We start from the raw sequence: 12,674 nt of genomic DNA on the forward strand, positions 1-12,674 counted from the left end.
GGTGTTCACTTCAGCTGCCGGGCGCGTGCGTCACTCAGCGCCTCCGCGGCGATGACGAGCCCCAGGTGGCTGAAGGCTTGCGGAAAGTTTCCGAGGAGCTCGCCTGTCTCGCTGTCGACCTGTTCCGCGAGCAGACCGAGGTCGTTCGCATAGCCTGCCCCTCGGATCAACACGCCCTGCGCTTCCTCCGTTCGACCGACCGTCGCGAGCGCTTCCGCGAGCCAGAACGTGCAGAGCAGGAAGCTCCCTTCCTCGCCGGCAAGTCCGTCATCCGCGGTGTATCGGCGGACGAGACCGCGCTCGTCGACGAGTTCGCCCATGATCCTCTCGAGAGTTGCTGCGAACTTCGGGTCGTCAGGCGGGAGGAACCCGGTCAGCACAAGCAGAAGAGCTGATCCGTCGAGTTCCCGGCTCCCGAAACTCTGGGTATAGGCGCCCTCAGCTGCATTCCAGCCCTCGGCGACGATCGCGTGCCGGATCTCGTCCCGCACCCTCGCCCATCGCTCGAGACGGTCGGTTGCGCCGAGCATGTCGGCGAGCGCGATGCCACGGTCCAGGGCCACCCAGCACATCAGCGTGCTGTGGAGGTAGCGGCGCTGCGGCCCGCGGATCTCCCAGATTCCGAAGTCGGGCGTCTGCCATCCTTCGGCGGCGGCTTCCACGGCGGCGATGAGCAGCTCGCGACTGGGCTCCGCCAGGTCGGGGAGCTGGTTGCGGAGGGTGTAGGCCGCGTCGAGGAGGGCCCCGTAAATGTCTTGCTGGCGTTGCGCCCATGCGCCGTTTCCGGTGCGCACTGGCGCGCTGTCCCGCCATCCGCGCAGTTGAGGGTGCGACCGCTCTGTCAAGTCGCGTTCACCGCCGATGCCGAACATGATCTGCATGGGCAGCCCCCGCTGGAGCTGGGTCGAGGTGGCCCTCGCGAGGAAGGCGAAGAATTTGGAGGCCTCCTCCGGGCATGCCGCGATGAACAGCCCACGCATGGTGAGGCTGGCGTCGCGCACCCACGTGTACCGGTAGTCCCAGGTGCGCGCCGTGCCGATGCCTTCGGGGAGGCTCGTAGTCCCGGCGGCGAGAATGGCACCGCTGCGGGCGTAGGTGAGACCCTGGAGGATGACGCCGCTGCGATGAACGAGTTCTCTGAGCGGTCCCTCGTATCGCTGGTGCAGGTTCGACCAGCTCTCCCACGCCGCCTGGGTGTTCTCGATCCTCCGAATGACCTGTCGCTGACCGAGGGGTGCCGGTGGGGTATCCCATGCGTCGGACTGCTCGAGTGCGAGAGTCAGATGGTCTCCGGCAGCGAGCGCGATCGTCCCGGAAGCGCCCACCACGCCCGTGGAGAGCGGGGCCTCAATGGAGAGCAGCAGCTGCGTCGCACCGCCCAACGCGAGGAACCCTCCAGCAACGGGTCCGAGACGCGGATGGATCAGACCGAACTCGGGACGCGGACACCACTCGACCAGAACCTCCACCTCACCGCTGACGCACTCGGCGTCTCGGAGCAGAATGCTCGGCGCATTCAGGCCGAGGTCATGCCCTCGCTCGTTCTCGCCGAGGCTCAGCGCGTCACGCACCCTCAACTCACCGGCAGCGGATGTCCAGGTGGTTTCGAGCACCAGACTCTGCGGCAGGTAGCGGCGCTCCGCCCTTGCGCGTGGGTCCGCGGGCCGGAGAGCCAGGTAGCCGGCATCCTCATCCAGCAGGCGGGCATGGGCGGGAGTGCTGTCGAAACGGGGAAGGCACAGCCAGTCCACGCGTCCATCCCGACTGACCAGCGCACTCGTACGGGAATTCGACAAGAATGCGTACTCGGCGATCGGCGTCTGACTCATCGGTGGCCGCCTCCCGTCAGCGTGCGTCTGCAAGGGTGAATGCGAGCGAGAGGTTCCTGCTCGCCTTCGAGGAAGCGATCGACTGCCTCCTAGCGGTCGCAATCGGAGATTCTCCGGGGTCCACCAGGCCGAGCCTCGTCTCGGTGAGCTAGCCCCGAGTGCCCTGCGACGTGTCCTGGGTCGCACTCTGCCTCGCGGCCCAGCGTGCCTGCTCTGCCCTACGAGGTCAAGTTACGGATCGATGACGTCGAGGCGCCGTGCGGTCATCTCAGAGGGTTGATGCGATTCCCGTGCCGCTCATCGCCGCAGTGTCTGGGCGGGACTCTCGCCGTACCGCGCTCGGTAGTCGACCGAGAAGCGTCCGAGGTGACCGAATCCGCACCGCTGGGCGATCGAGGTGACCGATTCATGGGTCTGGTCGGATGCCGCGAGGAGCTCGTGAGCGCGACGGTATCTCGCATCGCGCAGCAGCGCGGACGGAGTCGTTCCAGCCGCCGCGCGGACGTGCTCCTGTAACGTGCGCAACGGAACGCCGATCGCTGCTGTGGCATCCATCACGCCCGCTTCGGTATACGCCGCGTCGTCCAGAAGGGCCAGGTAACGGCGATAGATGCTGTCGCCGTGCACGACCGTCGATGCCGTGGCCCACGCCTTCGGACGGCCACCGAGCGAGTGCTCGATCGACTGGAGCAGGCGGATGATCATGAGTTCGGCCGCGAGCTTGCCGGCATAGTCGTCAGTGCCGACAGGCTGCTGAAGTGTGTCGTGGAGCTCGACGACGGCGCGGAGGAATCGGAGGCTGTCGATCGTGTCGAGGTTCAATTGCGGGGCGACCGTCAGCTGCGGCGGCTCGGCCAGCCCGTACATCGCAGCGGCGACACGGACCAGCTCGTCGCGTCCCACGTAGACGATCAGGTGCGGGGTGCCGGCGTCCCAGCGCAACACGAAGTCCCGGTCGATGGGAGGCACGGTCGCAACGTGGCGGGAGGATTCGACTTCGACGCGCCCCGCACTCATGGTCGCCCGGCCCGTCAGCGGAATCTGCACCAGGTGGAAGTCGTTCAGACCCACCGGGGAGATTTGCACGGGTCCGCCGTAGTCGAGGAATTCGATACCGGTCGTCGCCAGGTGTGCTGATCGCAGTCGAAGGTGCACGGGATCCCGCCCGAGTGGCCTCAGGACGTGGGTGCAGAACAGGTCCGAGATCGTCGCCTGGGCGTCGTCCACATCATCCCGCGCGACCGTATCCCGAGACGAGAGCACGTCATCGGCCTGTGGCAATTCGATTCGAGCGGGCGTGCTCATGGCGGGTCGCCTCCTTGCGCGAACTCGATCCGCGTCGGATGGACAGATCCTGCGTCGTGCGGATAGCAGGGCGCACCGTCATCGGAGTTGACTCCAGTTACGCAGTCGCATCGACGGTGCCACTGTACGCCGGGGTCCGCAGAGTCGCACTACGGCATATCCGCTCCTTCCGGCCGAAGCAGGACGAGGAGCATCACACCGAAAGGCAGCTCCACGCATGTCACATCGATACGTCACCATCGTCGGCGCCGGCCAGTCCGGCCTTCAGCTCGGGCTCGGTCTCCTCGATAACGGATATCAGGTTCGGATCATCTCGGATCGGACGCCGGGCGAGATCCGGTCTGGCTCGGTCGCCTCCAGTCAGTGCATGTTCGCCTCGGCGCTCGGCTACGAGCGCGATGTGGGCATCGACATGTGGAACGCCGCTCCCTGGGTGGAGGGGATCGGATTCGCGGTTCCTGATCCGGCTGCACCGGGGGAGAAGCTGTTCAGTTGGGCCGCCCGCCTGGACCGCCCGGCGCAGTCGATCGACCAGCGGGTGAAGTTTCCCGCCTTGATCGACCTGTTCACCCGTCGCGGCGGTGAAGTCGTCTACGAACAGGCTGGCATCGCCGAACTGGAACGCTACACCCAGGAGTCGGAGCTCGTCATCGTCGCGGCCGGCAAGGGTGAGATCGCGCGTCTCTTCGAGCGTGACGCACAGCGCAGCACGTACGACGCGCCGCAGCGTGCCCTCGCCCTCACGTATGTGCACGGCCTGACGCCGACGCCCGACTTCTCGCGGGTCAGCTTCAACCTGATCCCCGGTGTGGGCGAGTTCTTCTCGTTCCCGGCTCTGACGATCACCGGGGCGTGCGACATCTTCGTGTTCGAGGGCGTCCCCGGCGGCCCTCTCGATCGGTGGGCCGGTCTGACACCTGAGCAGCACCTCGAGGCATCCCTCGACGTCCTACGCACCTTCCTCCCGTGGGAGGCCGAGCGTGCGGCAGACGTGACGCTCACCGACGATCGCGGCGTGCTGCAGGGGCGCTTCGCGCCGACGGTGCGCAAACCCGTCGCGGCGCTGCCTTCGGGTCGCACCGTGCTCGGCATCGGCGACGTCGTCGTCTTGAACGACCCGATCACCGGGCAGGGATCCAACAACGCATCCCGCAGCGCGCAGACGTACCTCGAAGCGATCCTCGATCACGGGGCGCTGCCCTACGACCGGGCATTCCAGCAGGGCGCGTTCGAGCGCTACTGGGCGCGGGTCAAGCCGGTCATCGACTGGACGAACGCGCTCCTCCAGCCGCCGCCACCGCACGCGCTCGGAGTGCTCGGGTCTGCCGCGCGATACCCCGAGATCGCCCATCGTTTCGCCAACGGCTTCGACGACCCCGCAGACTACGGCGACTACTTCCTCGACCCTGAGGGGGCGGATCGGTACCTGGCCGGTATCACCGCTCGCGCGGCATGATGGACGCGCCACGGCGCGTTGCGATCGTCGGGGCGGGCGAGGCCGGGGCGCAGCTTGCGCTCAAGCTGCAGTCGGCCGGCGTTGCGGTCGTCCTCTTCTCTGATCGATCCGCAGAGCAGATCCGCACCGGGTCGATCATGTCGAGCCAGTGCCTGTTCGGCTCAGCGCTCGCCATGCAAGCGGGGCTGAGCGACGCCGCGATCTACGCCGGACCTCGTAGCGTCGCCATCCGTGGTCTCGACGTCGCCCTTCAGGGGACGGCCAAGTGGTGGGCGCCGCTGGACCGGCCAGCCCTGTCGATCGATCAGCGGATCAAGGTGAGCGACTGGATCGAACAGTTCACGCTCGCTGGGGGCGACTTCCGCGTCGAGGACATCCGGCCATCCCGGCTCGACGTGCTCGCGGCGTCCTCCGACCTGGTCGTCGTTGCCACCGGCAAAGCCGACCTGTCACAGGTATTCGTCACGGACCGCTCGCGAACCCGCTACGACCGTCCGCAGCGAACATCGGCGGTCACGTATGTGCGCCGCACGGCGGCGAACACGAGTGACAGCATCCGGCTGCACATGAGTCCCGGAGTCGGCGAGTTCTTCACTTTCCCGGGTGTCACGACGAGCGGCGACTGCCAGATGCTGGTGTTCGAAGGCGTGTCAGGAGGCCCAATGGACGCCTGGGCCAACGTGTCGACACCGGATGCTCACCTCGAGCGCGGCATGGAGCTGCTACGACGGCACTTCCCCGACGAGGCCGAGAGGTTTCACGGCGCCGAGCTCACGGACGCGGGTGCGGTCCTCCGGGGGCGGGTCGCTCCCATCGTTCGCAGGCCGGTCGGCGAGCTTCCCAGCGGAGCGGTGGTGATGGGACTCGGGGACGCGGTGATCCTCAATGATCCGCTGACCGGTCAGGGGTCGAACAACGCGACGATCGCGGCCGAGCACTACTTCGAAGCGATCATCCGTCGTGGCCGGCTTCCTTTCGACCGCTCATGGATGACGGAGACCTTCGAAGAGTATTGGCGGGCGTGGGCGCAATGGTCCACGATCTGGACCAACGACCTGCTGTCCGGCCTCCGCCCCGAGCAGGAGCGGCTGTTCGCTGAGGCCGGTCGGCACCCGTCGCTCGCCGCCGCCATCGCCGCCGGCTTTGACGACCCTCGAACGCTCTTCCCATGGTGGAGCGACGCGCGCGCCGCAGAGGCCTTCGTCGAGGATCGCGCGGCCGACGGAGAGGCCGTGTTCGACCTGCGCGACTTTCGCCGCGCGCTCGGGCAGTTCGCGACAGGGGTGACGGTCGTCACCACACTGAATCCGCACGGCGACAACGTCGGAGTGACGGCGAACTCCTTCGCGTCGGTGTCGATGGACCCCCCACTGGTGCTGTGGTGTCCGGGCAGGCATCTGCGCAGCCTCGGGGACTTCGAGCGCGCGACGCACTACGCGATCAACGTCCTGGCCAGCGACCAGCATCCGCTCTCACGACAGTTCGCCTCAGCGGCCACCGACAAATTCCAAGGAGTGCCGGTAACCGAGGGCATCGCCGGGGTGCCGTTGATCGCCGATGCGATTGCGACGTTCGAGTGCCGCACCGTCGCCCGGCACGACGCTGGAGACCACGTGATCTATATCGGCGAGGTCGAACGCTACTCGTACCGGCCGGACCCCCCGCTGGTGTTTCATGGTGGTGGGTATCGCGACACCGCCCCGCACGCGTCGGCGCTGCCTGCTGAGTAGCGCGGCTACCACGCCCGCGCGCACGAGAAGGTCTGTGCCTTCGTTGAGGATCCTTGACCGGGCGTACCGCTGAGTGGTGGTCGTCCGTCTCATGACGGCCCCGCACCGCGACTCGACGGTGTGCCGCTGGAGCGGCGCAATCGAGATCACGAGCGGATGCTCGCTGGCGCACTATCCCGACGAATGCGGGAAAGGTATGGTGGCGTCAGGAGTGCCGGGAAGCCTGGTCGGCGGCTGATTGTCGATCGGAGCTCACGGTGCGCGTTCTCATCCTCACCTTCGGTACCCGCGGGGACGTCGATCCCTTCATCGCCCTTGCCGATCGCCTTGCCAGCGACGGCCATTCGGCGGTGCTCGCCGCGCCGGAGCCTTATCGTGGAGCGGTCTCGCCCGCCGTCAGGTTCGAGGCGATGGCGACGGAGATGCATCGCGTCATGCGCGCGGGGATGGCCGATCTCGGTGGCCCTTCTCAGGCGCTGGGGCTGGCGCGTGAGATGTTCGCGGCGATGGATGAGTCGCTGGGTGAGCAGTGGAACATCGCCCAGCGCGTTGATCCGACCGTCATCGTCGGCCACCCGAAAGCGCTCGGTGGCATCCACATCGCGGAGCGGCTGAGTGTGCCGTTCGTTTCATCGCTGCCGCTTCCCTTCCTTACACCCACGACGGCGTTTCCGATCCCGTTCGTGGCCCGACCGCTTCCCGGACCGGTGAATAGGGCCACTTACCAGTTCAACCGGATCACAGCGCTGGCATACGGAGGCATGGTGAACCGCTTCCGGCAGTCACTGCTCGGATTGCCTCGGATGAGTCGACACAGCGATTATCTCCGCACGCTGGATGGTGACCATGCGTCGGTGCTCTATCCGTTCAGCCGCCATGTCGTCGCCGTCCCGGCCGACTATCCGGCACGCGTGCATGTCACCGGTTACTGGTTCACCGCCACCGCCACGACCTGGACCGCGCCCCCGAGATTGGTGGACTTCCTCGAAAGCGACCAACCTGTGGTGTACGTCGGTTTCGGCAGCATGGGCTTCGGCGCAAAGGCGGCGCAGCGCAGTCGCGTCGTTCTCGATGCCTTGCGAAGTGTCGGCGTCCGTGCCGTCGTGGCAACCGGGTGGGGAGGGCTGGCCGCCGAGTCAGGGAACGACATCCTCGTCGTGGATGACGTACCGCACGAGTGGCTCTTTCCCCGTGTCAGCGCGGTCGTCCACCATGGCGGGTCCGGCACCACTGCGGCGGGTCTTCGTTGGGGCCGGCCAACCCTCATCTGCCCGATCTTGGGTGACCAGGCTTTCTGGGGACGGCGAGTGAACGAACTCGGTGCTGGACCACGTCCGCTGCCGCTGCGTCGCGCCACGTCATCCTCTCTCGCCGATCGAATCGTCGACCTCACTTCGCACGAGAGCTACCGGACTCAAGCCGCGGTCGTCGCGGACGGCATCCGAGCGGAGGACGGAACCGGTGAGGCAGTGAAGCTCCTGGAGCAGATCGAGTCAGCGTCTTCTTCGCGACGAGTCGCCGCCCCTTCATCGGCGAGCAACGTGCACCTTGGACGTCGGTCATCGGGGCAGGCGCATCGTCGTTCGAGCCCTGCTGTGCGCCGGCGAGACCCCCACACTGACTCCATGGTTCGGCCGCAGCTCTTTTCAACGAGCGCCGGAGTCGTGGAGATCGTGCATCTCCCGGGTGAACGGCCTGGCGTGTTGTTCTTTCCTGGGGGCCATTGCCGTGCGGCGACGGACTGCGGCTGGAGCCTGTACACCGCGCTGGGATACGAGGTGGTCTCGTTCTCGCGCCCGGGATACGGCGGCACTCGTGTCGGTCGACTCACCGCGGCCGAATTCACCCCGCTCGTTGGCGAGGTGTGCGAAGAGCTGGGAATCTCGACCGTCGCGGCGTCAGTGGGGGTGTCGTTCGGGGGCCTGCAGGCGGTGCACGTCGCCGCCGGTCAGGGATCGACCGCGCAACGTCTGATACTCCACAGCTGCGCGCCCTCCAGCCTGCGCTATCCCGACAGTATGCCCGAGGCGCTCCTAGGTCCGGTCCTGTTCTCCCCGGTGCTGGAGGGCGTGGTTTGGCGTGCCGTTCGAGCTTCCATCCGGTCGGATGAGGGGCTGCGCATGATGATGTCTCCGCTGTCGAACCTCCGCGCCAGCGAGTGGTGGGAGCGAACTGATGAGGCGAACAGAGACGAGGCCCGGAATCTGTTCCGGTCGATGGGGTCGGATGCCGGCTTCGTCACTGACCTTCGCCAAGGCCACGCCCGCGAGGCTGAGTTGCGACGGCGAGCGATGTCGCGCGTTCACTGCCCAACGCTGGTGACCGCCTCCAGGCACGATGGTGGAGTGTCTTTCGCTCATGCGGAGGACTTTGCTCGCGTGGTGCCCGACTCCAGCCTGGTAGAGCTCGATTCGCCGACGCACCTCTTCTGGATCGGCAATGCCAGAGTGCAATTGCTCGCGATCATCGCTTCCTTCATGGAAAGGCCGGCCAGCGTCTGACGCGCGCTTCGCGGCGAGGTGCGAGCTTTCTCCTCGGTGTGATCGGCACCTTCGGCGTCTTCTTCGGCATCCTGCTCGCGCTCGTAGCGGTGTCGGTGTACGAGAACTACTCAGCTACCCGGCAGGCGGCACTCCATGAGGCCGGACAGCTCACCGCGTTCTACCGCGGCACCACGGGCCTGCCAGAAGACGTCGCCTCGCCGATTCAGCAGACGATAGACGAGTACCTGGTTGTCGTCATCGAGCAGGACTGGCCCGATCAGCGTCGGGGATCGCTGCCCGACGCGAGCGTGGAGCTCGTTGACGAGATGGAGCGGCAGATCCACGAGTACAAGCCCGCGGACCTGCAGCAGCTCGCGGAGTTCCAGCAGCTTCTGGCCACCTTCGACGATTTCGTGGAAACTCGACGGGAACGCATCGACGCGACCACGCTGGAACTTCCAGGGCTGTTCTGGCTCGCGATCTGGGTCGGTGCCGCCGTGAACGCCGTGCTCATCGGCCTCATCATCGTGAAGAGCCGACGATTGCATCTCCTCATGGCCGGAATGCTGGCGTTGTTCATCGGACTTGTCATGTTCACCACGGCAGACATGGACCGGCCCTACCAGGGTTTCGATCTCCGTCGGCCCAGGGGCGTTCGTACGCGTGATGGAACAGATCGAGGACATGCGAACCGAGCCTTGACAAGAACGCCTGACCTCACGGAGACGCCTAGCGCATCCGGGGTGCCGAGCACCTCACCGCGTCGCTTTGAGCGGGCGTGAAAGACGATCCCTGGAACAAGCTCTCACTTGTTGAGGGAGTCCTCAGTCCCGCGCTCGTGGTCAGCTGGTCTCATGCCATCTGGCCATGCCGCGATGCACACCTTGTTGCCGGACCGATCCGCGAGGATCCACGCGCCGGGAGCCTCAGAGTCATCAACGATTCGGCCGCCGGCTGCGACCGCGGCGTTCATGCGCGCCTCCGCTTCTGTGCGACCGACGGAGACGTCAACATGCATGGCATGGCGCAGCGGCCGCGCAGGATTCAGCTCCTGCATCCAGACGGTGGAGCCCTGACCGTTGGGGTCGATGCAGTTGTCCTCATGCAACGGCTGGTAGCCCAGGACCGCGCGCCAGAACCCGAGATCCGTCTCCTCGGGTTTCGCGGCTATGGCAAGTTGCACCTCCTGCACCGCGCACGTGTCCGCGACGGCGCCGTGCTCCCTTGCCACGCGCGAGATTTCACGCGCTACCTCGATGTGCCGCTCCTCGGTGCCCCAGATCTCGCGCGTGAGCTTGACCGTGAGGCGGTCGGCCGCGACGGTCAGAAGGGTGCGTGGTTCCAGCGCAGGAAGCTCCGCGATCGCCGCTGCCAATTGCGCAGCCTGTCGTAGAGAGGGACGTGTGAACACGGCGGTCGGTCCTCCGTGGAGGATCACCCAGTCCTGGAGGTCGTCGGCCGCGAGAAATGCTCGCCATCCCAGTTCGCTCATGATGCGACCCTAGGCGCGTCGCGGAACGCACCGCCAGCGCAATGGGCTCGCCCGTCCGTTGACGAATCCGTCTCACCCGTGCTCCCGGCTGCGCTTTCCGTGCGCTTCGCCGAGGCCCCTTCCTCAGCGGGGACGGAAGGGGCCTCTGAATGCGAAGTTGCGGGGGAGGGGACAAATGATTCGCCGCTCCGACAACTCAACGGGGTAGCGTCATGCTACCTGCAGCCACCAGCAACCGGCCTTCTGGCGTCCCGCCGCTTTTGTGGGCGCCTTGGGTCTGCGAATATGGCGGCGTCTTAGCCATGGCAGTCTGCGTGACGCAAGGATGGCTTCATGCCTCTGCCCTGGGATTTCCGCCCTGTTCACGGCCCGCGGGTGACGCTGGACCTTCTGCGCGACGACGACCTGGAGGCGCTGTACGCCATGCAGTCCGACCCAGAGGTCTGTCGCTACCTCCTGTACGAGGCTCGGTCACGCCGACAGGTCGTCGAGGTGCTCGCACGGGATGCGGAGGCCGCCCGGCTCGAGAACCCCGACGACTACGTTCAACCGGCTATCCGCGACGAGGACGGCCACTTCGCCGGCACGATGTACTTCCACCTGATCAGCGTCGATGACCGCACAGCCGAGATCGGATGGATCCTCGCACCGTCCGCGCAGGGAAAGGGCTACGCGACCGAGGCCGCGCGGCTTCTGCTCGACCTCGCCTTCGGCGAGCTGGGGCTGCATCGCGTGTACGCCGAACTCGACCCTCGGAATGCGGCATCCGTCGCCATCTGCGAGCGGTTGGGGATGCGGCACGAAGCCCACTTCGCCGAGCACATGTGGCTCAAGGACGAGTGGACCGACACCGGGATCTACGCCATCCTGGAACGCGAATGGACCGCCGACACAGCTTTCCAGAATCGATAGAGCATTGGCGCGGTGGAGATCCCTTCGAGAAGATTGCAAGTGAGTTCAGCGTGGGGTGATGAGTGGAAGCCGGTAGGTCCCCTGAGCGATGGCAGCGTCACCTCCGTAAGCGCGGATGATGACGGTGAACGGTCCTTCTGGTGATGGGAGCCAGTTGGCGCCTTCTTTCGGATCGGCGGGGCGATGATGCTGGACGTAGAGGGTGAGGGAGCCGGTGACGCTGTAGTGGATGCCGGGGGTGCGGTCGCCGATGGAGTACCGGTCGATCTCGTTGGCGCTGAGCAGCCGCTGGGGCAGGGTGTAAAGGGTCGCTGACCAAAAGAACCGTGCTTTGGTAAGTTGGTCGGCGGAGAAGGTGATCGTGTAATTTGCGGCGCCGGTGATGTGGTTGCCGGCAGAGTCGACGAGCCAGCCGCCGTACCAGGCAATCGCGGGCGGTAGTCCGTAGAGACCCTTCTTGGCACCGACGTTGCGGTTGTCGTACGCGCCCGCCATCTCCTCGCGAGTACCGAAGAGCCCGGTTGAGCTGGACGCGCGGGCGGCGACGTCCTCGAGATGTGCGATGCCGTCGGTAAGGCCTCCCTCGAACGCAGCGCGATCCTTCTCGCTGAGATCGGCGCTGCGGAAGGTGCCGCCGCCGATGCCCACCGATGCCATCCGGTCCCGAATGTCACGGTCCTCTTGCAGAACCGGCGCGAACTGCAAGAGGTGATCGAGGTAGTCGTAGAAACGGATGTCGGTTGCGGCGGCCTCGATCCAGGCCGGCCATGCCACCGGCTCTGCGGCCGGCGCCGGGGTGCCTAGATGCTCGGACAGCGGAACGGCTGTGTAGGAGTGCTGGATGCGGCGCAGCTCCGCGACGTCGCCATCGGTAAACGCGGTGCGGCCGAGGCAGCCGACGATGTCGGTGGAGGCCAGGATCACCCCGTCGAACCCGTCGGGTGTGCCGCCGGTCCACGATGGGCCGGTCAGGAGGTACCGGCCAGCACCGGCACCGGTCGTGGCAGCGCTGACGTAGCCCGCGTACACCGTGTACAGGTCATGGAAGGGAAGGATGTAGAACCGGTCGATCGCCGGCACCGTCACAACCCACGGCTCGGCGCGCAGGTCGAACCAGCCCCACGAGTAGGGGGTGTCATTGTTCGGTGTGACGATATCGGTGTTGGCTGGTGTGAACGGCTCCGAGTAGTGACGGTAGTGCCCGAACCCCCCGGTGAAGCGGGGGTCCCCGGCGTCGACGGCCTGCTCGTACAGGGTGCGGTAGTTCTCGATCATCGCGTACCCGAAGGTGTACGCGTCCCGAGCGATGGACCGGAGGCTTGCCGCGTCAGTCATGCGTTTCTCCTATGTCAAGTGTCAGGCTGCGAGAGGGATATTCGCGGCGTGTTCAATGGGGTGCTGGTCCGCTGTCAGGGCGTTGAAGACGATGCGGGCAAGACGCCGCTTGAGGCAGCGGAGTGCTTCGAC

Annotated in this window: 9 protein-coding genes; 5 read left to right on the forward strand and 4 right to left on the reverse strand. The window is 66.3% G+C overall.

Annotated features, from left to right (window positions below; translation table 11 throughout):
- Positions 1–5: 5 nt before the first annotated feature.
- Together ACLQ2Q_RS13915 and ACLQ2Q_RS13920 are read right to left on the reverse strand one after the other, a co-directional pair.
- Positions 6–1,829 carry a glycoside hydrolase family 15 protein gene (locus tag ACLQ2Q_RS13915; RefSeq protein ID WP_425821049.1) on the reverse strand — a complete coding sequence of 608 codons (1,824 nt, stop codon included), beginning with the start codon at positions 1,827–1,829 and terminating at the stop codon, positions 6–8.
- A 297-nt stretch (positions 1,830–2,126) separates the two neighbouring features.
- Positions 2,127–3,134: an AraC family transcriptional regulator gene (locus tag ACLQ2Q_RS13920; protein WP_425821050.1), complete on the reverse strand. Its 1,008-nt coding sequence runs from the start codon at positions 3,132–3,134 to the stop codon at positions 2,127–2,129.
- 217 nt (positions 3,135–3,351) lie between these two features.
- Here ACLQ2Q_RS13920 and ACLQ2Q_RS13925 point away from each other — a divergent pair, with 217 nt between their 5' ends.
- The 4 genes from ACLQ2Q_RS13925 (at position 3,352) to ACLQ2Q_RS13940 (ending at position 9,585) form a co-directional block, all read left to right on the forward strand.
- Positions 3,352–4,590 carry a styrene monooxygenase/indole monooxygenase family protein gene (locus ACLQ2Q_RS13925; RefSeq protein WP_425821051.1) on the forward strand — a complete coding sequence of 413 codons (1,239 nt, stop codon included), beginning with the start codon at positions 3,352–3,354 and terminating at the stop codon, positions 4,588–4,590.
- Entirely contained in the window at positions 4,587–6,320 is a 1,734-nt protein-coding gene (locus ACLQ2Q_RS13930; RefSeq protein WP_425821052.1) for a flavin reductase, read from the forward strand. The genes ACLQ2Q_RS13925 and ACLQ2Q_RS13930 overlap by 4 nt, the downstream gene beginning before the upstream one ends.
- A 257-nt stretch (positions 6,321–6,577) precedes the next feature.
- Positions 6,578–8,821, forward strand: a complete 2,244-nt coding sequence (locus ACLQ2Q_RS13935; protein ID WP_425821053.1) for an alpha/beta fold hydrolase — start codon at positions 6,578–6,580, stop codon at positions 8,819–8,821.
- A 38-nt stretch (positions 8,822–8,859) separates the two neighbouring features.
- Complete coding sequence (locus tag ACLQ2Q_RS13940) at positions 8,860–9,585, forward strand: DUF4239 domain-containing protein (protein ID WP_425821054.1); 726 nt, start codon at positions 8,860–8,862, stop codon at positions 9,583–9,585.
- A 23-nt stretch (positions 9,586–9,608) separates the two neighbouring features.
- Here ACLQ2Q_RS13940 and ACLQ2Q_RS13945 read toward each other — a convergent pair whose 3' ends face one another.
- On the reverse strand, positions 9,609–10,295 hold the full coding sequence (locus ACLQ2Q_RS13945; RefSeq protein ID WP_425821055.1) for a VOC family protein: 687 nt from the start codon (positions 10,293–10,295) through the stop codon (positions 9,609–9,611).
- Positions 10,296–10,628: 333 nt separating this feature from the next.
- On the opposite strand from ACLQ2Q_RS13945, the gene ACLQ2Q_RS13950 reads away from it, so the two are divergent.
- Positions 10,629–11,207: a GNAT family N-acetyltransferase gene (locus ACLQ2Q_RS13950; RefSeq protein ID WP_425821056.1), complete on the forward strand. Its 579-nt coding sequence runs from the start codon at positions 10,629–10,631 to the stop codon at positions 11,205–11,207.
- Positions 11,208–11,252: 45 nt separating this feature from the next.
- Here the strand turns inward: ACLQ2Q_RS13950 and ACLQ2Q_RS13955 are convergent, their stop codons facing one another.
- A complete protein-coding gene (locus ACLQ2Q_RS13955) occupies positions 11,253–12,542 on the reverse strand; it encodes a DUF1254 domain-containing protein (RefSeq protein ID WP_425821057.1) in 1,290 nt (429 codons plus the stop codon).
- Positions 12,543–12,674 lie beyond the last annotated feature (132 nt).

It is taken from the genome of Microbacterium sp. DT81.1, from assembly GCF_049844955.1.
Lineage (GTDB): Bacteria > Actinomycetota > Actinomycetes > Actinomycetales > Microbacteriaceae > Microbacterium.